The organism is Brevibacillus sp. NRS-1366, from assembly GCF_050467985.1.
Map to the genome: position 1 here is coordinate 421,512 of NZ_JBITPN010000022.1, position 24,577 is coordinate 446,088.

General features: G+C 47.6%; 23 protein-coding genes. All 23 read right to left on the reverse strand.

Annotated features, from left to right (window positions below):
• Position 1: 1 nt before the first annotated feature.
• Positions 2–1,093, reverse strand: a complete 1,092-nt coding sequence (nusA, locus tag ACIFQN_RS18740) for a transcription termination factor NusA (RefSeq protein WP_429834540.1) — start codon at positions 1,091–1,093, stop codon at positions 2–4.
• A 43-nt stretch (positions 1,094–1,136) separates the two neighbouring features.
• Positions 1,137–1,595, reverse strand: coding sequence for a ribosome maturation factor RimP (rimP, locus tag ACIFQN_RS18745; protein WP_429834541.1), 459 nt, complete (start codon positions 1,593–1,595; stop codon positions 1,137–1,139).
• 167 nt (positions 1,596–1,762) lie between these two features.
• A complete protein-coding gene (locus ACIFQN_RS18750) occupies positions 1,763–6,070 on the reverse strand; it encodes a PolC-type DNA polymerase III (RefSeq protein WP_429834542.1) in 4,308 nt (1,435 codons plus the stop codon).
• Positions 6,071–6,254: 184 nt separating this feature from the next.
• The gene (locus ACIFQN_RS18755) at positions 6,255–8,000 is read right to left on the reverse strand and encodes a proline--tRNA ligase (protein WP_429834915.1); all 1,746 of its coding nucleotides are present in this window, start codon (positions 7,998–8,000) and stop codon (positions 6,255–6,257) included.
• 43 nt (positions 8,001–8,043) lie between these two features.
• On the reverse strand, positions 8,044–9,126 hold the full coding sequence (ispG, locus tag ACIFQN_RS18760; RefSeq protein WP_429834543.1) for a flavodoxin-dependent (E)-4-hydroxy-3-methylbut-2-enyl-diphosphate synthase: 1,083 nt from the start codon (positions 9,124–9,126) through the stop codon (positions 8,044–8,046).
• A gap of 50 nt (positions 9,127–9,176) precedes the next feature.
• Positions 9,177–10,445, reverse strand: a complete 1,269-nt coding sequence (rseP, locus tag ACIFQN_RS18765; protein WP_429834544.1) for an RIP metalloprotease RseP — start codon at positions 10,443–10,445, stop codon at positions 9,177–9,179.
• Between the two features lie 43 nt (positions 10,446–10,488).
• The gene (locus ACIFQN_RS18770) at positions 10,489–11,637 is read right to left on the reverse strand and encodes a 1-deoxy-D-xylulose-5-phosphate reductoisomerase (RefSeq protein ID WP_429834545.1); all 1,149 of its coding nucleotides are present in this window, start codon (positions 11,635–11,637) and stop codon (positions 10,489–10,491) included.
• Between the two features lie 39 nt (positions 11,638–11,676).
• Entirely contained in the window at positions 11,677–12,462 is a 786-nt protein-coding gene (locus ACIFQN_RS18775; RefSeq protein WP_429834546.1) for a phosphatidate cytidylyltransferase, read from the reverse strand.
• Between the two features lie 17 nt (positions 12,463–12,479).
• A complete protein-coding gene (locus tag ACIFQN_RS18780; RefSeq protein ID WP_429834547.1) occupies positions 12,480–13,250 on the reverse strand; it encodes an isoprenyl transferase in 771 nt (256 codons plus the stop codon).
• Positions 13,251–13,316: 66 nt separating this feature from the next.
• Positions 13,317–13,874 carry a ribosome recycling factor gene (gene frr, locus ACIFQN_RS18785; protein ID WP_429834548.1) on the reverse strand — a complete coding sequence of 186 codons (558 nt, stop codon included), beginning with the start codon at positions 13,872–13,874 and terminating at the stop codon, positions 13,317–13,319.
• A gap of 2 nt (positions 13,875–13,876) precedes the next feature.
• Positions 13,877–14,599, reverse strand: coding sequence for a UMP kinase (gene pyrH / locus ACIFQN_RS18790; protein WP_429834549.1), 723 nt, complete (start codon positions 14,597–14,599; stop codon positions 13,877–13,879).
• A gap of 160 nt (positions 14,600–14,759) precedes the next feature.
• The gene (gene tsf, locus ACIFQN_RS18795; protein ID WP_429834550.1) at positions 14,760–15,647 is read right to left on the reverse strand and encodes a translation elongation factor Ts; all 888 of its coding nucleotides are present in this window, start codon (positions 15,645–15,647) and stop codon (positions 14,760–14,762) included.
• A gap of 161 nt (positions 15,648–15,808) precedes the next feature.
• Positions 15,809–16,519, reverse strand: a complete 711-nt coding sequence (rpsB, locus tag ACIFQN_RS18800) for a 30S ribosomal protein S2 (protein WP_429834551.1) — start codon at positions 16,517–16,519, stop codon at positions 15,809–15,811.
• A 193-nt stretch (positions 16,520–16,712) separates the two neighbouring features.
• Positions 16,713–17,372: a DNA polymerase III subunit gamma/tau gene (locus ACIFQN_RS18805; RefSeq protein WP_429834552.1), complete on the reverse strand. Its 660-nt coding sequence runs from the start codon at positions 17,370–17,372 to the stop codon at positions 16,713–16,715.
• Positions 17,365–17,877: a DUF6115 domain-containing protein gene (locus tag ACIFQN_RS18810; RefSeq protein ID WP_429834553.1), complete on the reverse strand. Its 513-nt coding sequence runs from the start codon at positions 17,875–17,877 to the stop codon at positions 17,365–17,367. Before ACIFQN_RS18810 ends, ACIFQN_RS18805 begins: the two co-directional genes overlap by 8 nt.
• Before the next feature lie 41 nt (positions 17,878–17,918).
• Entirely contained in the window at positions 17,919–18,254 is a 336-nt protein-coding gene (locus ACIFQN_RS18815) for a hypothetical protein (protein WP_429834554.1), read from the reverse strand.
• 48 nt (positions 18,255–18,302) lie between these two features.
• Positions 18,303–19,721 carry a DUF342 domain-containing protein gene (locus tag ACIFQN_RS18820; RefSeq protein WP_429834555.1) on the reverse strand — a complete coding sequence of 473 codons (1,419 nt, stop codon included), beginning with the start codon at positions 19,719–19,721 and terminating at the stop codon, positions 18,303–18,305.
• A 32-nt stretch (positions 19,722–19,753) separates the two neighbouring features.
• Positions 19,754–20,542, reverse strand: coding sequence for a FliA/WhiG family RNA polymerase sigma factor (locus ACIFQN_RS18825; RefSeq protein ID WP_429834556.1), 789 nt, complete (start codon positions 20,540–20,542; stop codon positions 19,754–19,756).
• A 35-nt stretch (positions 20,543–20,577) separates the two neighbouring features.
• Positions 20,578–20,940 carry a hypothetical protein gene (locus ACIFQN_RS18830; protein WP_429834557.1) on the reverse strand — a complete coding sequence of 121 codons (363 nt, stop codon included), beginning with the start codon at positions 20,938–20,940 and terminating at the stop codon, positions 20,578–20,580.
• A gap of 2 nt (positions 20,941–20,942) precedes the next feature.
• Positions 20,943–21,428 (reverse strand): chemotaxis protein CheD, encoded by a 486-nt coding sequence (locus ACIFQN_RS18835; protein WP_429834558.1) that lies wholly within the window; start codon positions 21,426–21,428, stop codon positions 20,943–20,945.
• Positions 21,415–22,041, reverse strand: a complete 627-nt coding sequence (locus ACIFQN_RS18840; RefSeq protein ID WP_429834559.1) for a chemotaxis protein CheC — start codon at positions 22,039–22,041, stop codon at positions 21,415–21,417. The genes ACIFQN_RS18835 and ACIFQN_RS18840 overlap by 14 nt, the downstream gene beginning before the upstream one ends.
• Before the next feature lie 4 nt (positions 22,042–22,045).
• Positions 22,046–22,522 carry a chemotaxis protein CheW gene (locus tag ACIFQN_RS18845; protein WP_429834560.1) on the reverse strand — a complete coding sequence of 159 codons (477 nt, stop codon included), beginning with the start codon at positions 22,520–22,522 and terminating at the stop codon, positions 22,046–22,048.
• A 15-nt stretch (positions 22,523–22,537) separates the two neighbouring features.
• Complete coding sequence (locus ACIFQN_RS18850; protein WP_429834561.1) at positions 22,538–24,574, reverse strand: chemotaxis protein CheW; 2,037 nt, start codon at positions 24,572–24,574, stop codon at positions 22,538–22,540.
• Positions 24,575–24,577 lie beyond the last annotated feature (3 nt).

A 24,577-nucleotide genomic window follows, 5' to 3' on the forward strand; every position in this document is an offset into this window, starting at 1 on the left:
ATTATTCGTTGTCCGCCCCTTCATCGCCCTCTACTGCCTTCGGATAGGCGATGCCTTCTTGATCTGCTTGGGACTCACTCTTGATATCAATCTTCCAACCAGTCAGTTTGGCAGCCAGACGAGCGTTTTGACCGCGTTTGCCAATCGCCAAGGACAGTTGGTAATCGGGTACAATCACACGAGTCACTTTTTCGCTCACATTTACTTCCACATGAAGGACCTTTGCAGGGCTAAGTGCATTCGCTACATATTCTGCCGGATCTTCAGACCAGCGTACGATGTCGATCTTCTCACCTTTTAGCTCAGTGACAATTGTCTGCACACGCATGCCTTTTGGCCCGACACATGCACCTACAGGATCAACATCCGCATTGATGGAATGCACCGCAATTTTTGAGCGGTCTCCAGCTTCACGAGCAACTGACTTGATTTCTACCACGCCATCATAAATTTCTGGCACTTCTAATTCAAAGAGGCGCTTCAAAAGTCCTGGATGGGTACGGGATACAACAATTTGCGGTCCCTTTGTGGTTTTTTCTACTTTGATGATATATGCCTTCACACGGTCCTGTGATTTGAAATCTTCCGATGGCATTTTTTCCGTGATCGGCATGACTGCTTCCGCCTTGCCCAGATCAATGTAGTAGTTGCGAGCGTCCATACGTTGAACGACACCTGTTACAATATCATCCTCACGCTCAATGAATTCGCTATAGATCAAACCGCGCTCAGCTTCACGAATGCGCTGGGTTACGACTTGTTTCGCTGTCTGAGCAGCAATACGCCCGAAGTCACGCGGCGTCACTTCGATTTCTACGATATCTTCTAAACGGAAGTTAGGATCAATCTCCTGTGCTGCTTCCTGAGATATCTCGAGACGTGGATCTAGAACTTCCTCTACTACGCTTTTCCGTGCATACACGCGTACCATACCAGAATGACGATTTACATCTACCCGTACATTTTGGGCCGAGTTGAAGTTACGTTTGTATCCTGAGATAAGAGCCGCTTCGATGGCCTCGATCAGTACGTCCTTGGTGATGCCTTTCTCTCTCTCAATGGCTTCTAAAGCCTCGATAAAATCGCCGTTCATGACTTTCGTTGCCTCCTCCTTTACTTACCACCGGCCAGGACTATTAAAAAACGATTGCCATGCGGGCCGTGTCAATTTGCTCTTGGGAAATGACATAGGTTTTCTTTGCTTCTTTTACAGTCAGTTTGCCGTCCTCGAAGGATAACAGTTCGCCTTCGAACACGTTAGCTCCTTCTATCGGCTCTTTGGTTGTGATGTGTACGTGCCTGCCGACAGCTTTCGTAAAATCCTTATCCTTGCGCAGCGGACGCTCTGCGCCCGGGGAAGACACTTCCAAGAAGTATGCGGTGGGAATCGGATCCACTTCGTCTAGTTTTTGGCTCAGCTTCTCGCTGACAAGGCTGCAGTCATCAATGTCGATGTTGCCAGTTTCATTGTCGATAAACACGCGCAGAAACCAGTTGCTGCCTTCCTTTTTGTACTCGATATCAACCAGTTCCAGACCCAATTCGTCAACAATGGGCGTGACCAGTTCGGTGACGATGTCCGTTACCTTGCTCAAGCAAGTACCTCCTTATCGTTTAAACCATGAGGTGTAGCCAGAAAGAAAGAGTGGGTTTCCCCACTCTCGATCTGCCATGCGTATAAAACCAGTATTTCCAAAAAAATTATAGCATAACAGCCCTTCGCTGACAACCTTTGGATAGTTGTACACTGGCAGAACCCGCATTAGAACAAGGATAGCTGATTGGATTCTGGCAAACCTTTCAAGGCCCCTTGCTCTTCTAGGTACTCCAAAATGGTCTTGGAAATACGGGATCGCGACAAAAGATCCTCTTTGGAAAGGAACTCTCCCTGTTCTCTTGCATTTACGATGCTGATCGCAGCGTTGGTTCCGAGGCCAGGCAGTGCATTGAAAGGAGCAATCAGTGAATCCCCATCAATCAAGAAACGGGTGGCATCAGAAGCGTACAAATCCACATTGGTAAAACGGAAACCCCGCTCTACCATCTCAAGTGCCATTTCCAAAACGGTGAGCAATGCTTTTTCTTTCGGCTGCGCGTCGTGCCCTTTCCCCTCAATTTCCTCGATCTTTTGCCTGATCGCTGCCGATCCTTTTACCATCAGCGGAATATCAAAGTCATCTGCGCGGACAGAGAAATAGGTCGCGTAAAACTCAAGCGGACGATGCACCTTGAAATACGCAATCCGCACAGCCATCATCACATAAGCCGTGGCATGCGCTTTTGGGAACATGTACTTGATTCGCTGACAAGACTGGATATACCAATCCGGCACGTTATTTTTGCGCATTTCTTCTTGGTCTTCCTCTGGAACGCCCTTCCCTTTCCGAACGGACTCCATGATCTTAAATGCACGCGACGGTTCCAATCCCTTGTAGATCAAGTAGACCATGATATCGTCACGGCATCCAATTACTTCGGGCAGTTTGCATGTTCCGTTGCGAATCAAATCTTGGGCATTGTTCAACCAAACGTCTGTCCCATGAGACAGTCCTGAGATCTGAACAAGCTCGGCAAATGTCGTCGGCTTCGTATCCTCTAGCATTTGGCGTACGAATTTGGTACCGAACTCCGGTATTCCAAGTGTTCCCATGTTGGTTCCGATTTGTTCAGGGGTCACACCGAGTGCCTCAGTCGTACTGAAGATGGACATTGTCTTTTTGTCATCCAATGGAATCGTTTTTGGATCCATGCCTGTCAGGTCCTGCAACATCCGGATAACGGTGGGATCGTCGTGTCCTAGAATATCTAGCTTCAACAAGTTATCGTGAATGGAATGAAAGTCGAAGTGTGTCGTACGCCATTCTGATTCATTGTCGTCTGCTGGAAATTGGATCGGACAAAAATCTTCAATTTCCATGTAGGAAGGGACAACGATGATCCCCCCTGGATGCTGTCCAGTCGTTCTTTTTACGCCGGTACAGCCATTTACAATCCGCGAGATCTCTGCGTTGCGAAGTGTCATGCCACGCTCATCCGCATACTTGCGTACATACCCGTAAGCCGTTTTTTCCGCTACGGTACCAATTGTACCTGCGCGGTATACGTAATCGGTTCCGAATAATTCTTGTGTATATTTATGTGCACGTGGCTGATAGTCACCGGAGAAGTTTAAGTCAATATCGGGTACTTTGTCACCTTTAAAGCCAAGGAACGTTTCGAACGGGATATCCTGGCCATCCTTTGCATAACTGGTGCCGCATGAAGGACACTCCTTGTCAGGCAAATCAAAGCCCGAAGCGATCGAACCATCTGTAATGAATTCGCTATGTTTGCAATTCGGGCATCGGTAGTGCGGTGGCAACGGGTTAACCTCGGTGATTTCTGACATCGTTGCTACAAACGATGAGCCTACGGAACCCCTGGAGCCTACCAGATAGCCATCCATAAGCGATTTCGTAACGAGGCGCTGTGAAATGAGATAAATCACACCGAATCCGTGCTTGATAATACTCGTCAGTTCTTTTTCCAGACGACTTTCTACAAGCTCAGGCATTGGTTCACCATAAAGATGCTTTGCCTTGTCATAACACATTTGACGCAGCTCATCATCAGCACCTTCAATGATAGGGGTATACAGCTTGTCCGGGATTGGACTCACATCTTCAATCAGGTCAGCGATGGCATTGGTATTGGTAACGACGATTTCATGCGCCAACTCTTCACCGAGGAATGAAAATGCCTCAAGCATTTCGTCTGTTGTATGCAAATAGAGAGGCGGCTGATTCCCCGCTACCGGGTCACCTTTTGAAAGTAGGAAGACATCGCGAAATATATCGTCCTGCGGATTGAGGAAGTGAACATCACCTGTAGCCACCACAAGCTTGCCGAGCTCTTTCCCCATGTCCACGATCATTTTATGATAGCCTTTCATGGTTTCGAGAGTCGGAATCTCTTCATTGCGGAGGAGTGGTGAGTAATGAGCGATCGGCTGCAATTCCAGGTAATCGTAGAAGGCAGCGACTTCCTTCAGTTCATCTATTGACTTCCCGCGCAGGATCGACTGCATCAGTTCGCCGTCTTTACACGCTGTTCCGATTAACAGCCCTTCTCGATTTTTGATCAACTGGCTTCGCTGGATGCGCGGCCATCTATAAAAGGTTTCTACGTGGGAGCGACTCACAAGCTTATACAAGTTTTTCAAGCCTTCCTTGTTTTGCACCAAAATGGTGGCATGGAAAGGTCGCCCACTTTTGTAGTCTGCTTCTGCGTTACTCTTTTCGTTCAGTTCTGCCAATGTTTTGATTTGTGCTTCCTTGATGTCTTTAAGCATTTGTTGAAAGATGTGAGCCAGCGCGACAGTATCATCCAAGGCACGGTGAGCATTGATCAGCTCCACGTTAAACTTTTTCGCCAATGACCCTAACCGATAGTTGCGCATCCCTTTATACATCATTCGCGCGAGTGGCAGCGTGTCCAAAAAGGCATTGTTCCACGGTTCCATTCCAATTCTTTTGGCACACGCATTAATGAAAGCTTTATCAAACTCAGCATTATGTGCAACGAGTACTGCATCGCCTGTGAAATCTTTAAATTTGCGCAGGACGACATCCAGTGTATCTTTGCCCCGCAGCATTTCATTCGTAATCCCCGTAATTTCCGTTGTTTTCGGTCCGATCTCCAATTGCGGATCAATCAGATCCGTCCACTGATCGATGATTTCGGCGCCTTTCATCTTAACTGCTGCGACCTCAATGATGGTATGCTCTGCCGCGTTAAGACCTGTCGTCTCCGTATCAAACACCACATATTCAGTGTTCTCATCAATCGTAAAATTGTTGTCTGCATTCAAATTGTAGACAACGTCAATACCATCCTCGATTACATATGCTTCCATGCCGAGAATGCACTTCATATTATTTTTCTTTGCGACAGAGTATGCTTCCGGGAAAGCTTGCACAACACCATGGTCCGTGACGGCAATCGCCTTGTGTCCCCATTTAGCTGCAGTCGAAACGAGTGATTTAACGGAAGCAACGGCGTCAAGTGCACTCATCGGAGTATGGCAGTGAAGCTCCACCCGTTTTTCTTCCGCAGTATCCTTACGCACGATTTGCTGTTCAATCTGATTCAAATCATTCGCGTTCATAACCAGTTCACGGATAAAGGTATCATGTTGGACGCTGCCTCGTGCTTTTACCCACATGCCATCTTTCAGTGCTTCCAGCATTTTGACGTCTTCTTTGTCACGGGAAAACATTTTCACCGTAAGTGAATCCGTATAATCTGTTATGTTAAAGGTGAGCAAGTGGCGACCACTGCGCAGCTCCTTGACTTCTACATTAAATACCGTACCTTGAATGACGATACGGCGTTCCTCTTCTTGAATCTCAATAATCGGAATGGGTGCATCCTTTATTTCATATCCCATCATCAAGGTCGTAATGGCGTCAGCTTTATCAGAAGCTTTGCTCTCCTGTTGCGCCGTCGTCATGACTACCTCAACGAGCGCACGTTCTTCTTCCGCTCGCTGTTCGACAAATGCCTTGTACGCTTCGTCGCTCTCTTCTCCATGGAAGGTAAAACGCATCGTACAATCTGTCGCTTTTTGGAAGGCAGCTATCAATTCATTGTCAGCCCTTTTTCGCTTGGCTACCTCCACCGTCATCTCTGTTGGCAAGTAGACCTTCACTTCCTGCTGCTCCACTTGTTTTCTAGCGGTGCGAAGGGTGCCCGCCAAGGAGTTCAGACTTGTTTCCAGCCCTGCAACCAGTACGTCCCAGTATTCCTCTACCACGAGTTCGAGCTGGGTTTTTTGCACGTACCGAAACGTTGCATCTACTTTAGCCAGGTGTGAAAATGTCTGTGTCAGTCTCTTAGTGAATGCTGCAAAAACTTCGGCTGGTACCAACTTTTGCAGGGTGAAGTGAAAAATCCACTCCTTGTTTTGCTTGTAAAGCTCCAGCTTGTCAATTTGCCCCTCAAGAAAAAAACGCTCCACCCATTCAGCAGGCAAATCCATTTGCTTAACTAACAGGGAGAAACGATGTTTTTGCTCTTGTAAACGGTCCACGGTTTTCCCACCCTCCCAAAGATAAAAAAACCTGGCTTCGCCATGCCTTTTGGCGAAGCTGCGGTTGCACTTATACTGGATAGGAATTTTATAAATTCATATCTGTTCAAGAAAAAGAGATACTCCCTTTAGATCAGGGGAGTACCCCGTAAATTTCGACAAAATCCTTCTACATTCCTGCTAGTTATTCGTTGCCGAAAAGTGCTGCTCCCGTACGATCTACGCGTGCAAGCATCGCTTTTACTTCTGCAACCAGGTCTTCCAGCTTCACATCTTGGGTTTCCCCATTTTTACGCACACGCACTTCTACAGTGCCCTCTTGTGCCGCTTTGTCAGAAACAGTAATTCGCAGCGGCAAACCGATCAGGTCAGCATCTTTGAATTTAACGCCAGCACGTTCCGGACGATCATCAAACAGGACTTCAACACCAGCACGAGAAAGGGCCTCTGTGATGTGCTCACTTGTTTGACGCTGCTCTTCTACTTTAACATTGACCGGAATTACGTGCACATGGAAAGGAGCTACAGCTACAGGCCAAATAATCCCATTCTCGTCGTTATTTTGTTCAATCACGGCTGCAATCGTTCGGGAAACACCAATACCGTAGCATCCCATGATCATTGGCTGGCTACGTCCATTCTCATCCAGGAATGTAGCTCCCATGGCTGTTGAGTACTTGGTACCCAGTTTAAATACGTGACCCACTTCTACCCCACGAGCAAACTTGATTGCACTTCCAGTACGCGGGCATTCGTCGCCTTCTGTAATGTTGCGCAGGTCAGCAAAACGGGAAACGGCAAAGTCACGACCAGCTACCACATGTAAAAGATGATAGTCTGCCTCATTGGCACCAGCAACACCATAAACGTCTTGTACATTGTTATCGGCGATGATTTCAACCTTTTTGGGGTCGATGCCAACAGGCCCAACGAATCCAGCAGGAGCTCCGGTAACAGCGAGAATATCAGCTTCGGAAGCCAATCCAACTTGGGTTGCATCGAACATATTTTTCAGCTTCACATCATTGAGCTCATGATCGCCGCGAACGAGCACCATGACCAGCTTGTCGTCTACGCGATAAAGGAGGCTTTTGAAGATTTGCTTTGCTTCGATTTGCAAGGCTTGTACTAATTGTTCAATGGTTCGAACACCAGGTGTATGTAGCTTTTCAACCGCTGGTGCTTCCGTAGCCGGTTTTTCGGACGGCTTGTAGACAACCTCTGCTTTTTCCAAATTCGCAGCGTAATCGCCATCTTCGGAGTAGGCAATGGTATCCTCACCGATCTCACACAATGCCATGAACTCGTACGTTCCTTTTCCGCCAATCGCCCCAGCATCCGCTTCAACAGCACGGAAGTTTAGCCCTACGCGAGTAAAGATGTTTGTGTACGCATCGTACATCGCCTGGAAATTGCGATCGAGGCCTTCTTGTGTCGTATCGAAAGAATAGGCATCTTTCATAATGAACTCACGGCAGCGGATCAAACCGAAACGCGGACGAACCTCATCACGAAACTTCGTTTGAATTTGGTACAGATTGATCGGAAGTTTTTTATAAGAATTGATTTCATCACGAACAAGGCTGGTAATAACCTCTTCATGGGTAGGTCCCAGTGCAAAAGGACGATCATGTCGGTCACGCAGACGAACCAGCTCCGGACCATATACATCCCATCGACCGGTTTGGTGCCATAACTCAGCTGGCTGCATCGCTGGCATCAAAAGCTCCTGCCCGCCAGCATTGTTCATTTCTTCACGCACAATTGCTTGAATTTTATGGAGCGAGCGGATAGCCAATGGCAAATAGGTATAAATCCCGGAAGCCAGTTGGCGAGCCATACCAGCGCGGAGAAGCAGCTTATGGCTGGCAATCTCCGCATCAGCAGGCACTTCTCGCAAGGTAGGAATCAACATTTGACTTTGCTTCAACACGTGCGTGTCCTCCTTATGCCTTATCAGCTGGCAGCGTTCATTAGCCTACTGTAGTAGGTTTTTGTTCGCCGACCATTTCGTTAATTTCTTTCATCAATTCTTCAAACAGTTCGGTTTCCTTTACCTTCCGAACAATCTCACCATTGCGGAAAATCAATCCTTCTCCGTTCCCGCCTGCTACACCCACGTCTGCTTCACGCGCTTCCCCTGGTCCGTTTACGGCACAACCCATGACGGCTACCTTCAACGGCACTTTCAGCGTGGAGATAGCATCTTCTACTTTCGTGGCAAGGCCGATCAAATCGATCGCGCAGCGTCCGCAAGACGGGCAAGCGATTACCACAGGATCGTTATTGACGATGTCCAGGCTGCGGAGAATTTGCTTCGCCACCTTGATCTCTTCCACCGGATCGGCTGTCAGCGAGACGCGAATGGTGTCACCAATTCCCATGGACAATACAGTACCAATCCCAACTGCAGACTTGATGCTGCCGGAAAATTGCGTACCAGCTTCCGTTACCCCGACATGCAGTGGATAATTACGCTTCTGGGCCATCAAGGAATAGGTCTGGATCATGGTTGGAACATCAGATGACTTCAACGAGATGACAATGTTGTCGTAGTTGAGGTCTTCCAAAATTTGCACATGATCAATAGCACTTTCAACGATCGCTTCCGGTGATGGATATCCGTATTTCTCCAGCAATCGTTTTTCAACGGAACCGGAGTTGACGCCAATGCGGATTGGAACATTGCGTTCACGGCACGCTTCTACCACTCTTTGTGTCTTTTCTTTGGAGCCAATGTTCCCTGGGTTAATCCGAATCTTATCAATTCCGCTCTCCAGGGCGATCAGAGCCAGCTTGTGGTCGAAATGGATGTCGGCAACAAGCGGCAACGGGGAACGCTCCTTGATCTTCTTGATGGCGCGTGCAGCGTCTTCATTGATGACAGCCAGGCGGACAATTTGGCATCCGACATCGTGCAGTCTTTGAATCTCGGCCAGTGTCTTTTCCACATCACGCGTGTCGGCTGTGGTCATGGACTGAATCACTACGCTTTTTTGGCCACCGATTTGCACGCCTCCTACAAAAACCGGTTTCGTCTCCTCGCGCTTGTACATTTTGCACCATCCTTTAAACTTTGTCTGTTTTCTCTCACTATGATAGTACGTTATTGGAAGAACAACCGTTGCAAATCATTCCACGTTACTACTAAAATTAACAGCATTAAAAACGCAAAACCAAGGAAATGAACCATTCCTTCTTTATGCGGGTCGATCGGGCGGCCGCGCAATGCTTCTACAGCAAGGAAAGCTAAACGCCCACCATCCAAAGCAGGCAGCGGCAACAGATTGAACAATCCTAAGTTAATGCTGAGAACGGCAGCCCACTTCATTAATATCGCCATACCCTGCTGTGCAAACTCTCCGGTCATCTTGAAAATGCCTACTGGACCACTAAGGTCATTGATACCGACAGAACCGGTAAACAACATGCCCAAGCTTTTCAAGATCATCGTCGTGAATTCATAAGTGGACGCCACGCCGTATTTTAGCACTTCTCCAGGAGCATATGTGAGTGAATTCGTCACCATGATCTTGCCGACGTTATTCTCATCTTTTCCTACTTTTACGGGAATCGTGCTGCGCTGCCCATTTCGCTCAAACTCAAAGGTCAATTCTTTGTCGGGCGATTGGCTGATTATCGTCACGATCTCTTTCCACGACGATACCGGTTGTCCTTGAATGGAAATGACTTTATCGCCTTCGACAAGTCCGGCTTGAGCAGCAGGGCCACCCGCCTTCACTTCACCGAGATAGGTCCCATTTGGTACCCCATACAAAAGACCAATCGTTACAAACAATAGAAATGCCAACAGGAAATTAGCGAATGGACCTGCAAAAATGGCCCAAAAACGTTGTGAAACCGTCTTTCCCTTAAACTGCCTGTTCAGTGGAGCAATTTGGACTTCTTGTCCATCCTTGACTAGTTGTGCCTGTGGATGAACGGAGAAGCTGCGCTGTTCTCCATCTATTTCCAAGGTCAGGTTTAAAGCCTGTTCGAGGTCAAATCCGATGACGGTACCCGTGATGGCTCGCCCTGAACCGACGTTTGGTCCATCTAGCAGGATATGCGTCACTTTTCCCACCGCATCACGCTCCACACTGACTTCCATGTGCGGTTTCAACATATCCATTTCCGGATCTTCGCCCGCCATGCGGACTAATCCTCCAATGGGCAAGAGGCGAAGGGTGTATTCCGTTTCTCCACGCTTCACGCGAAAAATTTTGGGACCCATTCCTAGCGCAAATTCCCGACAAAGTATTCCAGCCCTTTTAGCTAGAAGGAAGTGACCCAGTTCATGCACAAAAACGAGTGCCCCAAATACAACTACAATCGCGAGAATTGATTCAACGGAATCCAGATTGGGAAAAGGCAAGTGAACAGCCACCTTTCTTTGAAGTATCTAAGGCCCGTACCCTCTATTGGAATACGAGCGCTTGCGAGCGTGCCCACTGATCTGCGGCAAAAATCTCCTCCAGTGTGGGATTTTGAATACCCTGATGGGCTTCACAAGTTTTGCGGACCATCGTTTCAATGTCAAGAAACCCAATTGAGCCTTTCAAAAATCTATCCACTGCTATTTCATTGGCTGCATTCAGAACAGCCGTGTAAGTCCCACCTGCTTTTCCACACTCATAGGCCAATTGTAGCAGAGGATACCGGTCAAAATCCATGGCAGCGAAGTGAAGTGAGCCCATCTTGACCAGATCGAGCGGTTCTGTTGTGAGCGACATTCTCCCTGGATAACTCATTGCATACTGGATAGGAACCTTCATGTCAGGTGTCCCGAGCTGTGCCACGACCGCTCTATCTTTATATTCTACCATAGAGTGGATGATGCTTTCATAATGAAGCAAGCAGTCAATTCTCTCGTACGGCAGTTCAAACAACCAGTGTGCCTCGATTACTTCAAAGCCTTTGTTCATCATGGTTGCTGAATCAATCGTGATTTTCGCACCCATAGTCCAATTGGGGTGAGCCAATGCCTCTGCGACAGTCACTTGCTTTAGATCTTCTCGGCTCAAGTGGCGAAATGACCCTCCCGAAGCAGTCAAAATAATCCGCGCGACATCTTGTCGCCGTTCCCCTTGAAGACATTGAAAAACGGCAGAATGCTCGCTGTCCACAGGTATAATTTGTACCCCTTTTTCCCTCGCCTTTTTCATGACAACTGGCCCTGCACTAACCAACGTTTCTTTGTTAGCCAGTCCAATTGTTTTGCCTGCTTCGATGGCTGCCAGTGTAGGGGCGACCCCAACACTGCCAACGACCGCGGTCATTACAAAATTAGCCGCTTCATGTCGGGCGACCTGCTCGAGCCCTTCTGAGCCATAGACAATCTCTGGCTTTACCTGACTCCCCAGACGTTCTCTCAGTGCAAATGCTGCCTCCTCATTCCCTACTGAGACAAGCTCGGGCCCAAACTTCACAACTTGTTTGGCGAGCAAGTCCACATTCGTTCCAGCAGCCATCGCCACTACGGAAAACTCTTGCGGATGTTGTTCGACCACTTCAAGTGTGCTTGCTCCGACCGAACCTGTAGAACCCAAGAGTGCTATTCGTTTCACTGACTTCACCCTCTATATCTCTTCTATATGCAACAGGTTTCAGACGATACCTAGCAGATGTAAAACCGGAAAGACAAGTAAAAAACTGTCAAAACGATCCAGCACTCCCCCATGTCCAGGAATGAGCTGTCCAGAATCTTTAACGTGAAAGTGACGTTTGAGCGCTGACTCCACCAAATCTCCCAACTGGCCTACAGTCCCTACAACCAGACCAATCGTTAGCGCCTCTGTCATCGTCAGATTGCCAAGCCAGGCATTCACTCCAAGAACGACGATAACAGCAGCCAGCAAACCGCCAAGTGAACCCTCAATCGTCTTATTCGGACTAATTTCAGGCCAAAGCTTTCGTTTGCCAATCGCTTTGCCGACAAAATAGGCACCAGAATCTGTAGACCAGATCGCCAGGATGACTAGAACTGTGAGCATGAATCCGTCCGGAAGGTTGCGGGCAGCGGCCATATACGTAAAACCGTAGCCTATGTATAACGCCCCCAGCAATGTAAGGGCGATGTGTTCAATGTGAAACTGATTTTTCCGTAAAACGGAGTAAATCAACAAGAGTAGGATCACTGGCAACATCAGATCCGGCATACCGATGTTCAGCCAACTGGAAAACGTCAGGGAAGGCCATAAAATGCTCACCATCAAAACGTATCCAAGAATCCCCGCCGCATTAAATGGCTGAAGACCAGCCATCCTCATAAATTCAAAATGGCCAATGACGGCCAGTAAAAAAACCAATAGTGAGTACCAGGCTCCTCCCGCATAAATAAAGAAAAGAAAACCCGCCCCACCAATCAGGCCAGTTATTATCCGTTGCTTCAACTGATTCCACCTCTCGGCTATACCGCCCCGTAGCGACGAGCTCGGCCTTGGTACTCCACAATCGCTTGATAAAAGTGTTCACGGGTAAAATCAGGCCATAGTACATCCGTAAACCACAATTCCGTGTAGGCCAATTGCCATAGCATAAAGTTGCTTAAGCGAATTTCTCCACTAGTGCGTATCAAGAGGTCAGGGTCGGGAATATCGCTTGTATACAGGTAGCGGGAAATTACTTCCTCATTTACGTTCGTAGGGTCGAGTTCGCCCGCTTTCACTTGAGACGCAATCATAGAAAATGCTTTCACGATTTCGTCTCGCCCTCCGTAATTCAAGGCAAAATTCAATTGCAGACCAGTATTATCTCGGGTACGCTCTTCAGCTTCCAATAAGGCTTTCAACGTATGGGACGGCAATTCGTCTTTGCTACCCAGCATGCGAATACGAACGTTGCGTTCAATTAATTCTTTTAATTCTGTCGACAGAAATTCCTGCGGAAGCTTCATGAGAAAATCCACTTCGTCCCGTGGTCGCTTCCAATTTTCGGTAGAGAAAGCGTACATGGTTACATAGCGTACACCTAGTTCGTCAGCCACCTTGACGACGTCCTTCACCGTTTTCATTCCTGCTCGATGCCCGGCGACCCGGGGTAAATTGCGCATACTGGCCCAACGACCGTTACCATCCATAATCACCGCTACGTGTTGCGGTATTTTTCCGGAACGATCCAATTCGTCTGGTATTGGTTGCTTTTCTTTGCGGGCCCATTTGCGCGCCAGATGTTCTAACATAAAGTGTTCCCCCGTAATGAGAGATATAGACGTACATCCCCCTCCTTTGAGGGGGATAACCTTGTGTTACACTTCCAAGATGTCTTTTTCTTTATCCTTAACGATCTTATCCACATCGGCAATAAACTTATCCGTTGTTTTTTGGATGCTTTCTTGATGACGACGAGACTCATCTTCAGAAATGGTTGCGGCCTTTTCCAATTTTTTAATATCGTCATTTGCATCGCGACGTATATTGCGAATCGCAACTTTGCTATCCTCACCGCTTTTGCCGGCAAGTTTCACCAAATCTTTGCGGCGCTCTTCTGTCAGTGGCGGAATCACCAAACGAATGACGACACCATCATTGGAAGGTGAAATACCCAGATCAGATTGCTGCAGCGCACGGTCAATCTCTTTCAGTGCTGTTTTGTCCCATGGTTGAATGATCAGCATACGTGGTTCAGGAACGCTGATGTTAGCTAGCTGGCTAATTGGCGTTGGTGTACCGTAGTAATCAACCATTACACGATCCAGCATGGCTGGATTGGCACGACCAGCACGCAAGCTGGATAGGTCTTTTTTCAAAGTAGCGATCGCTTTATTCATACGATCTTCCATGTCTTTTAGCACGGATTGTGGCATTTTTATTCCCCCTTTACCAGAGTACCGATTTTGTCGCCCATTACTGCCCGGCGAATATTGCCTTCTTCGGAAATGTTAAAGACGATCAAAGGAATACTGTTGTCCATGCACAAGCTTGATGCCGTTGAATCCATGACACCCAGACCTTTGTTCAGTACTTCCAGGAAAGTCAGCTGGTCATACTTCTCTGCATTCGGATCGAGGCTTGGATCTGCGGAATAAACTCCATCCACTTTATTTTTCGCCATCAGGATGACTTCTGCTTCGATCTCAGCCGCACGCAGTGCTGCTGTTGTATCTGTAGAGAAGTAAGGGTTCCCTGTACCTGCAGCGAAAATAACGACACGCATTTTTTCCAAATGACGAATCGCCCTACGGCGTATGTATGGTTCCGCCACCTGTCTCATCTCAATCGAAGTTTGAACACGAGTCGGGACGTTCACTTTTTCCAACCCATCCTGCAAGGCGAGTGAGTTCATAATCGTTGCCAGCATACCCATGTAATCGGCTGTTGCCCGATCCATTCCTTTGGAGCTGCCGGAAAGTCCGCGCCAGATATTACCTCCTCCGACGACTACTGCGACTTGTACTCCCAACTCTACGATTTCCTTGATCTGGTTCGCGACGGAAAAAATCACTTTCGGGTCAATACCGTACCCGAGGTCCCCCGCCAGTGCTTCCCCACTCAACTTTAACACAACCCGTTTATAGGCAGGAAGTGGCATGTGAAACGGCCTCCATTCATGAATCATTCTCTGTGCCTTGTCTTTCTTCCTTCTGACCTTCAAATGGCACACTTGCTTTTTACATGCAGAGAGTTTCACATGGTGTGAAACTCTCACTTTGAAAATAGGGAACACTTAAGGTGTTCCCTATTGCCCCTTATTATTGCTTATTTACTTGCGCCATTACTTCAGCAGCGAAGTCTTCTTGTTTCTTCTCGATCCCTTCGCCAACTTGGAAGCGAGCGAATTCTTTCAAGCTTGCACCTGCCTCTTTCAACAGAGCAGATACTTTCTTGTCTGGGTCTTTTACGAATGGTTGCTCAACCAGTACGTATTCTTCGAAGAATTTGGAGAGACGGCCTTCCACCATTTTTTCAACGATGTTTGCAGGCTTGCCTTCTGCCAACGCTTGGTTTTTCAGAACTTCGCGCTCACGCTCGATCTCATCAGCAGAAACTTCTTCACGGTTAGCAAAGCGTGGGTTGGACGCTGCTGCGTGCATACCCAGATCTTTTGCCAATGCCTCGTCTTGAGTGCCTTCCAAAGTTACGAGAACACCGATTCTTCCACCCATGTGCAGGTAAGCACCGAACACACCAGCATCTGTTTTCTCGGAAAGAGCGAAACGACGGAAGGAGATGTTTTCTCCGATTGTGGAGATTTTCTCGTTGATGACATGAGCAAGATTTTCACCAGCACCTTTGAATGGCTGCTCCAAAGCTTCCTCTACAGTTGCAGGACGCTGGGAAACAACGTGCTCAGCGATATCTTTTACGAGTGTTTGGAACTCAGGGTTTTTCGCAACGAAATCTGTCTCGCAGTTTACTTCTACAACTGCTGCTACGTTACCAGCGATTGCAGTTGCTGTCAGACCTTCAGCCGCAATACGGCCAGATTTTTTCGCTGCCTTTGCAATACCGCGTTCACGGAGCAAGTCAATTGCTTTTTCCATGTCTCCGCCAGTTTCTTCCAGCGCGCGTTTGCAATCCATCATTCCTGCGCCTGTACGCTCACGCAGTTCTTTAACCGCTTGTGCACTAATTGCCATTGAGTTAAACCTCCTCGGAAAGTTACGATCTCATTATAATGTAAATCGAAGCCACCTGTTAAGAAAACCTTTATTCATCCGCCATGCAGCGGGAAGGTTATTCTCAGTAAAAAAGGGTGGACGGGGGTTCTGACACCCTCAGTCCACCCTCTTACACTTGCTTACGCAGTTGTTGTGGTTTGTTGCTCTGTACCTTGGTTGCCTTCTTGCAGTGCATCTGCCATTTTTGCAGTCAGCAGCTTAACTGCACGAATTGCATCGTCGTTACCTGGGATTACATAATCGATCTCGTCTGGATCGCAGTTAGTATCTACAATAGCAACGATTGGGATACCCAGTTTGCGAGCTTCTGCAACAGCGATGCGCTCTTTACGAGGGTCGATGACGAACAGTGCGTCCGGCAGCTTATCCATGTGAGCGATACCGCCGAGGAATTTCTCCAGGCGATCCATTTCTTTGCGAAGAACGATTACTTCTTTCTTCGGCAATACTTCGAAAGTACCATCTTGTTCCATACGCTTCAGCTCAGCCAAGCGGGATGTACGTTTTTTGATGGTAGTGAAGTTAGTCAAGGTACCACCCAACCAACGTTGGTTGATGAAGTAGTGACCTGTACGTTCAGCTTCTTCTTTAACGGATTCTTGTGCTTGTTTCTTCGTACCTACGAAAAGCACTTTACCGCCATCCTGAGCGAGTTCACGTACGAAGTTGTACGCTTCCTCTACTTTTTTAACGGTTTTTTGCAGGTCGATAATATAGATTCCGTTACGTTCGGTGAAGATATAGCGAGCCATTTTCGGGTTCCAGCGACGAGTTTGGTGACCGAAGTGTACACCAGCTTCGAGCAGCTGTTTCATCGAAATTACTGCCATATTTCACACCTCCTTCAAGAATGGTTTTTTTGATGCCTACCTCCGCCTCACCGCATGTTCCAAGCAATTCTACCATTGGTAGCACCATTGCTGGAATTGGTGGGCGTGTGATTTCAACACCGTAAATGAATATATCATACGGTACTTTCAATTGCAACAAACGAATTCCATTATTTTTGCAAAAAAATCCGCCTTACTTCTTCGGCGGGGTTGTAATTAATTTCGCAATCTCTGCCTCTGAAGCGGAGTCACTGACCTGGTAAGTACCTACCCGGATGCGATTCAGCTTGTTTTGAGAGCGTAATTGATCGACAAACTTATTGTCAGCAGGAAGGATCCCTTCCTCCACGAGAATACGGGCCACCTCTTCTGCGGTTGCCTTATACGGTACTGTAAATGAAACAGTTTTTTGGGCCACAGGTACCTCTACTACAGGCGCTGTTGGCGTCAGCGCCTGTGTTGGTGACTCTGTTCCATTGACCGATTGGGGTGCTGGCTGTTTTGATGCCGCCAGATGATCATCTGCAAAGAGTGCTTCAGGTTGTGCTGTTTTCTCCACTTGGGGCGCTTGCGGAGTTTTTGCCTGCGGCGCAGAGGTTTGCCCTACAGAAGGCGTTTGCGGCGCTTTCGGGACGGACGGCGGAGGCTTTAGATTTACTTTCTTTTCTTGTTGCCACTGCTCGTACTCCTTTGGTGTGAGGACAACCATCTGCATTTCTTCAGCCGACTTCTTGATTTGTTCCTTGGTGGTCATTGGTCGAGATTCGGTTTGCCGTAAATCAAGTCCACCTAATAGTGAAGTCGCGACAAGCAGACCGGCACCAAAACCGAACAAAAGTTCTTTTTTACGCATCTCTCTGCCCTCTTTCATTCTTCGCCGCGAGCGAGAAGATCAGTTCAATCTCCCCGCGACCTGCCCCCAGCCTTTTTGCGATTTCGTCATGGGAAAGCCCCTCTTTTGAAAGCTCAAAGGCCCGACGGTAGCGTTCTCTGAGGGCAAGCATATCTACCTCGGCGACAGATTCACTGGGCAAAGTAGCCACCGTTTTGTTCGGATTGTCGACCACTTGTTCTTTATCTTTCGTTTGTTTCTCGAGTTGTTCAACACGTGTACGCAAAAGCTTCACTTCCTGCAGCAGTGCAGATCGTGTCTCGTGAAACTCAGCAGACAGCTGGTCGTTCTCCTCTTTTAGCTGTCTGCTTATCTTTTGGATGCTTTTTTCCATCTCTGCCTTGTCTGTTTTGCGATATGTCAAATTTGCAGAATCGGAATCTGCAGGTGCCTTCCTCTGGATAAAAAAGGCAAGTATCATGCTAATGATTCCTGCTCCGATCAGGATGGGGTACACTACGTCCATGTTGTTCACCTTTATTTCTGGCTTATCTTTTCCTATCCTTTTTACAGGGATATATCAATAAAACGTCCGCGCATGGGATCTCTCATCGCGACGGTTGGCGATGCATTCTCACCCGAAGAGTTTTCTTTCTCTTCATTAGATAAGGCCGATTGCTCGAAACCGTCCTTGCTATTTTTTTGCTCCCGCTCGCGAATCTGATTTTTCTGCGTCTGATCCACATCGTGTGGGCGCTTTCGCATATGCTTATCCAAATCTCTGCGCTGATCAATCATCGACTGTTGCTCATGCATCGTGCGCTGTTGTTGTTGCTCTTGTACCCGCGTGACTTCTAGCGTTCGCGGCAAGGCAACCTGCAGTTCAACCGTTTTCAAGCTCATCAGCCCACACCTCTCTTCCCCACAATTCTATTACTAGAATGCTACACATCAAAGGAGGGTTGTGCTAGTGATCTCTCCGTCAATCACCATGAAGCGAGTCCGCGCGTACTCATGCTTGATAAAATGCACGAGCTTGCCAAACGTCATTTTGATGCCGGGATACATGACGTGATAGGCGTCTACAGCAGCAGGACCTTCGCCTACCAATTCGGCTTCAACCTCTTTTTTACGGGACTCGAGTGCCCGGCTTTCTTTCTCCAGCACCAATCTGGTGTTGGTCAGTTTGATTTGCATCACTCGCTTATCAGCCGGCAGTTCACCCGTTACTTGAAGGATTTGATTAAGAACGCCTAACCCTTGATCGGTTTTGCGCAAATTTTCGTACACGTCTTGTAGCTCTTTTTGCAGAGATGCCAGTTCTTGTCTCAATTCTGGTTTGACCCCGACTTCAAGTAGGGTCGGAGTTGCACTCGTGTTTCCAATAATACGTGCAGCGATTTTCTCGCCCGCTTGTAACACACCACCGATAATAATTCCTTTTGCGCCTTTGCAAATAATCTGCTTCCCTGCACGAACGGTTGAAAACATAATACTTTGTGAGACAATCACTTGATTTCCTGCCGTCACATTGGCATTTTGAATAAAGGAAGTACGGATGTTTTGCCCTGCAATAATGGAGCCTTTATCCTGAGCGACTATCCCGCTTTTAATCTCGATTGATCCCCCGGCGTCCAGTTCTGCTCCTTCAACACTCCCGAGCACTCGGATATCCCCAGACGCTTTTACGCGAAATCCATTCAAAACGTTCCCGCGAATGACCACCGTTCCCACAAAATCAATATTGCCAACACCAAAATCGACGTCCCCGTTCACTTCAAAAACGGGGAAAACATTCATCTTGTCCTTTTCAGTAAAGGAAACCTGCCCATCAATAGCTGCATAAATCATGGTTCTCTCTTGATTTTGCACTACATTTTTTCCAGGCTTAAAAATGGCTTCCTTGCTGGCTTTGGGAGCGATGGGCTCTCCGGTAACTGTTTTCCCTGGTTGACCTTGGCCCGCCGGAACCTTTTTAGCCAGCAACTGTCCTTTCGCAACGTTCGGGATATTGGTCACGTTATAAAAATCCACTCGCCCGTCTTCCAGTTCCCTTGGACCACTGTCTTCCCCTACAGTCTCCAAATATGGATACTCCATATACCCATCCGTCCCTACAGTGGGGGGAGTACCGGTGGCAATCGTTACAAACGCATTGGCAAATTTCGCAGGCGCCGTACATAGCTCTCGAACAACTTCATCGATAATTCCATGGTTTACCTTATGCATCTCGAGCGCTTGATACACGTCACTTTCGAGAACTACAATCTTACCCAGATCCTTTTCATCGACTCGCAAAAGAATCCCTGCTTCTAGTTTGTCCGCAGATAGTTTTACCTCAAAGCGATAAATACCGATCTCTTCCATCATTCCACCCCTCTCAAGATTGGGTATTGTCGTACTTACATCAGTTGCGTCTTCCATCTGGACAACGCAGAACGTAGTCGGAAAAGAGCCTTGGAATGCAGTTGAGAAATACGTGATGGCGACAGGCTCATGATTTCAGCGATTTCCGATAAAGTCATCTCTTCGAAATAGAACAGCGATACGACTAGTCTTTCTTTTTCTGGGAGCTTATCAATAACAGTAACCAATACTTCCTTTAAACTCGTTACCTCTGCAACTGTTTCAGGACGTGGTGTTACATCATCAACAATATAAGAATGCCGCGCTGTCTTTTGCTCATCTTCCTCACCTACTGCTTCATCAATGGAAACCATGGATGCAAGGGAAGTTTCCAAAAACACTTGTTGCAGATCTTTTTCACTTATCCCGAGATACTCCGATACTTCCCGATCAGTTGGCATGCGAAGCATTTGCTGTTCCAATGTGGTATACGCTTCCTCGATTTTTTTGGCCTTGTCCCGTACAGTACGCGGAATCCAGTCATTTTCACGCAGACCGTCAATCATCGCTCCACGAATGCGCCACATGGCATACGTTTCAAATTGCAGACCCCGGGTATGGTCAAACTTGGCTAATGCATCTAAGAGTCCAAAACGGCCGTAGCTAATCAAGTCATCCTTGTCCACGTTTGCAGGCAGGTTAATTGCTAAACGATTCGCTACCTTGTCAACCAGCGGTAAAAAGCGTGTGATCAAATCGACTTCCGCTTCGCGACTGCCCTCTTGTTTCCACATGACCCATTTATCGAATTCTTTTGTTTTCTCTTGACTTGTTAGCCGTGCCACGATTCGTCACCAACCTTTACTCATCTGATAAGCGTCTAACGACCTTTTGCAACGGTGGTGGGATCCTCAATCGGATGAATCCTCTTCATATTGGACAAGGAAAGTGGAGCAAATGATTCATCCTGCTCTTCCGTCCCCGACTCCGCTTGAGGATCCTCCAAAGGAGTCCCTACCTCCTCTGGCACGGTTTCCCCCGCTTCACTCACGGGTCTTGCGGCTGTATGTGCGATTTTGGCAATCACCCAACGAATGGGAAAAGCCGCGAGGAAAAACAATACAAAAGCAATGCCAGCCCTCTCTAACGAAACGAGCCAAACATTCCCCGCCCATGCCGCAGCAAGCGTTACGACAAAGGCGAGCAGTCCCAAGCCTGAATTAATCCAAATAGTTCCCAGCATACCTATACTTCCTTCACACCTTGATTTACTGTCCGGATTTGAAGCACTCCATTAGTGGCGTCCAGTTCTATGGTCCGACCGCAGTTACCCCCTGTATCTTCGGCCACAATCTTGATATGAGCATCCTTCAAAGCCATTTTGCATGCTTCCACGTTTCTTGGTCCAATCCGCATCGTGTCGTTATTTCCGAGAAAAGCAAACATTTGGGCCCCTCCGGCCAGCTTTGCTACGATATGACGTGTCGATGCGCCAGCCCGCTCCATCAATTGGATGAGATGTGGAATCGCGGTATCCGCATATTTTCCTACCGTCAATTCCCCACTCTTTGCCAGAGAGGATTCCGGTAGCATCACATGAGCCATGCCTGCAATTTTATGGATTTGATCGTAGAGTACGACCCCTACGCATGAGCCTAAACCGGTGGTACGCAGCCGACCCGGAGGCTTTGCCACACCGAGATCGGCCATACCAATCTTAATAATCTCCATCGAACGGAACTCCTAGTGATCGAAATAGAATGGGCAGCGATTCTGGATCTGGTATTAGGAAGAAATTCCCCTTCACTTGCTCGTTACCTTCGAAAAAGGCTGTGTCAATCGTGAGGGCAAAGTCACCCGCTTGACCCAACTCAATTAATCCATAACTAAGAATGGCACCAGCCATATCCACAGCCAGTGCAGGTACCGAGGGCTGTAGGTTAAGCTTCGTTAGATCCGCTAAAGATGAGAGATATGATCCGGTCAAAATGTTTCCAATCTCATGCAGAGCCGAGACCTCTAAATCTCCCCACTCGTACACATCCTTGTCAATACCCGTTATTTGCAGCAGCAGGTGTTTGGCGGAGTCCAGGTCCAGAATAAAGAACATACTTCCTGGGCTATCCCCTTCTACCCGGAGAAATACGGTAACCACGACGGTTTCCGCTCCACCTACGCAATCAGCTACTTCATCGAACGGGATGATACTGACCTGTGGCACTTTCATATCAATTTCTTTTTGCATGAGCTTGGAGAGAGCTGTAGCGGCATGACCCGCACCGATATTCCCGATTTCGCGCAATACGTCAAATTGGAAATCCCCAAACTTCGTGAAATAGGCCATCTTCTTACCCCTCAAGTGCGTCCAACTGCTTGATTTCCTCTGTGCTCAAAACTTTATCGAGGTTCAACAGGATCAACAAACGCTTATCCAGTTTTGCCACCCCACGTAAATAAGCCGCTTCTACGCCACCAACTACCTCTGGAGGAGGTTCAATCGCATTCACAGGAATGTCAATAACATCGTTGGCTGCATCCACAATCAAGCCAACCTCCAATTCGCCGACCGCAACAATAATGATACGGGTTGCCTCGGAGTAATCACTATCTTCCAAACCAAACCGATTGCGCAGGTCGATAATCGGAGTGACCACGCCGCGCAGATTGATAACCCCTTTTACAAACTTGGGTGTGCGCGGAACTCTGGTGATATGTTCTAGCTTTTCGATGGACTTTACTTGATGTACTTCTACCCCGTACTCTTCATCCTTCAATCGGAAGACTATCACTTTGACTTCGCTGACGATTTCTTTTTGATCGAGCATTTGACTGCCCCTCCTCTACTTAATCAATGCATTGCAGTCAATGATGAGTGCAACTTGTCCATCGCCAAGAATCGTAGCCCCAGAGATCGCAAATACATTGACTAGATACTTGCCGAAAGATTTCAGGACGATTTCCTGTTGGCCAATAAAAGAATCTACTACAAGGCCGGCCATTTTTTCTCCTTTTCGAACGATAACCACCGCTACCTCGTCATCTTTTTGGTTCCCATTACTCGGAACCTGGAAAATATCCTGAAGAGATACCAGTGGTACCACACGACCTCTGAAGTCAATCACTTTCTGGCGGTGAGCCATCATGATCTGATCCTTCTTAAACACGGCTGTTTCGATAATGGAGCTGAGTGGCACTGCGTACTTCTCGTCCTGTACTTGAACCAGCATTGCAGAGATGATAGAGAGTGTAAGCGGAAGCTGAATCAGGAAGGTTGTGCCTTGTCCACGAACAGAATCTACAGCTACGCTACCGCCGAGCGATTCGATTTTGGATTTGACAACATCCAATCCGACACCCCGACCAGAAATGTCGGAAATCACATCAGCTGTACTGAAGCCTGCTGCAAACAATAGCTCATGAATTTGCTTGTCACTCATGGTATCTGCAGTTGCTTGATTGACAATGCCTCGTTCAAGCGCCTTCTTTAGCACTTTATCCTTGTTAATTCCAGCACCATCATCTTTTATTTCAATAAAGACATGGTTCCCACTATGGAACGCCCGCAGCTCAATCGTGCCTTCTTCCGGCTTTCCAGCTTTTTTCCGATCTGCAGGTGACTCAATGCCGTGATCAAGGGAATTGCGCAACAAGTGGTTGAGCGGATCGCCAATTTCGTCAATGACAGTACGATCCAGCTCTGTTTCCGCTCCGTAAATCTCCAAGTTCACCTTTTTGTTCAAGTCTTTTTGCAAGTCTCGAATCATCCGTGGAAAGCGATTGAATACTTGCTCGACCGGAACCATTCGCATGGTCAAAATGATACTTTGTAAATCACCGCTGATCCGGCTCATGTGTTCTACTGTTTCTTGCAGTTCACTTTTGCCGATCTCACGAGCGAGCTGCTCCAGACGTCCACGGTCAATAACCAGCTCACTAAACAGGTTCATGAGGATATCTAGGCGATCAATATCAACGCGAATCGTTTTTCCACCAGCTCCCGGACGACGAACAGCGGCTTGCTGTGTCTCCTGCGCTACTTGAGGGGGAGCAGCTGCAGCAGACTCTTGTACGTCTGGCACTTGCTGAACATTTTCCTTTATTTGAATCGGGTCAATGGTAACTTCCTGAATCTCTGAAATGTTAAGAATTGTATTGCGCACCTTGTCAATTGATTGCATCGTAACGTAGGCGATTTCGAACGATTGTTCAAAGCGTTCATTTTCGATATCTTCCACGGAAGGCTTGGTTTTGATCACTTCCCCCATTGACTCAAGCTGATCAAAAACCATATACGATCTCGCTGCCTTTAACAAGCAGTTTTCGCTCAGTGTTACTTTGATCCACACTAGATTATGGCCGAGCTCCTTGGACTGTTTCATGACCATGAGCGCATAATCATCCAAATCAAATTGCTCAGCGTGTTGTCCCGCTTCTTCTGACGCTGGGGCCTCTTCCACAGCTGCTACCGCTACAGCGATTTCTTGCTCGGCGGAGAAGTCCCCTGCCACAATCGCTCGCAGCTTTTTTACTGGCATGGAAACGTCTGCAGATCCATCTCCACCTTCTGTGATGTCAATCACCATACCCTCAATCAAGTCAATGCTTTGGAAAATGACATCCATAATATCACTGTTGATGTTCAATTTTTGATTGCGAATGAGGTCCAGTACATTTTCCGCTTCATGTGTCAGACTCGCCATGTCTTCATACCCCATTGTTGCCGACATTCCTTTTAATGTATGAGCGGAGCGAAAGATCTCTTTCACATGCACGATGTTACCTGGATCATTTTCAAGCAAGAGCAAATTGGCATTAATCGCCTGCAAATGTTCTTTTGATTCTTCAATAAACATGTCCAAATACTGATTCATATCCATAGG

What these genes read in the sequence shown, in the direction of transcription:
- nusA (WP_429834540.1), bottom strand. Translation starts at nt 1,093, where the DNA reads ATGAACGGCGATTTTATCGAGGCTTTAGAAGCCATTGAGAGAGAGAAA.
- ispG (WP_429834543.1), bottom strand. Translation starts at nt 9,126, where the DNA reads ATGTACAAGCGCGAGGAGACGAAACCGGTTTTTGTAGGAGGCGTGCAA.
- ACIFQN_RS18780 (WP_429834547.1), bottom strand. Translation starts at nt 13,250, where the DNA reads ATGTTAGAACATCTGGCGCGCAAATGGGCCCGCAAAGAAAAGCAACCA.
- frr (WP_429834548.1), bottom strand. Translation starts at nt 13,874, where the DNA reads ATGCCACAATCCGTGCTAAAAGACATGGAAGATCGTATGAATAAAGCG.
- pyrH (WP_429834549.1), bottom strand. Translation starts at nt 14,599, where the DNA reads ATGCCACTTCCTGCCTATAAACGGGTTGTGTTAAAGTTGAGTGGGGAA.
- tsf (WP_429834550.1), bottom strand. Translation starts at nt 15,647, where the DNA reads ATGGCAATTAGTGCACAAGCGGTTAAAGAACTGCGTGAGCGTACAGGC.
- rpsB (WP_429834551.1), bottom strand. Translation starts at nt 16,519, where the DNA reads ATGGCAGTAATTTCGATGAAACAGCTGCTCGAAGCTGGTGTACACTTC.
- ACIFQN_RS18805 (WP_429834552.1), bottom strand. Translation starts at nt 17,372, where the DNA reads ATGCGTAAAAAAGAACTTTTGTTCGGTTTTGGTGCCGGTCTGCTTGTC.
- ACIFQN_RS18810 (WP_429834553.1), bottom strand. Translation starts at nt 17,877, where the DNA reads ATGGACGTAGTGTACCCCATCCTGATCGGAGCAGGAATCATTAGCATG.
- ACIFQN_RS18815 (WP_429834554.1), bottom strand. Translation starts at nt 18,254, where the DNA reads ATGAGCTTGAAAACGGTTGAACTGCAGGTTGCCTTGCCGCGAACGCTA.
- ACIFQN_RS18820 (WP_429834555.1), bottom strand. Translation starts at nt 19,721, where the DNA reads ATGATGGAAGAGATCGGTATTTATCGCTTTGAGGTAAAACTATCTGCG.
- ACIFQN_RS18830 (WP_429834557.1), bottom strand. Translation starts at nt 20,940, where the DNA reads ATGCTGGGAACTATTTGGATTAATTCAGGCTTGGGACTGCTCGCCTTT.
- ACIFQN_RS18835 (WP_429834558.1), bottom strand. Translation starts at nt 21,428, where the DNA reads ATGGAGATTATTAAGATTGGTATGGCCGATCTCGGTGTGGCAAAGCCT.
- ACIFQN_RS18840 (WP_429834559.1), bottom strand. Translation starts at nt 22,041, where the DNA reads ATGGCCTATTTCACGAAGTTTGGGGATTTCCAATTTGACGTATTGCGC.
- ACIFQN_RS18845 (WP_429834560.1), bottom strand. Translation starts at nt 22,522, where the DNA reads ATGCTCGATCAAAAAGAAATCGTCAGCGAAGTCAAAGTGATAGTCTTC.
- ACIFQN_RS18850 (WP_429834561.1), bottom strand. Translation starts at nt 24,574, where the DNA reads ATGGATATGAATCAGTATTTGGACATGTTTATTGAAGAATCAAAAGAA.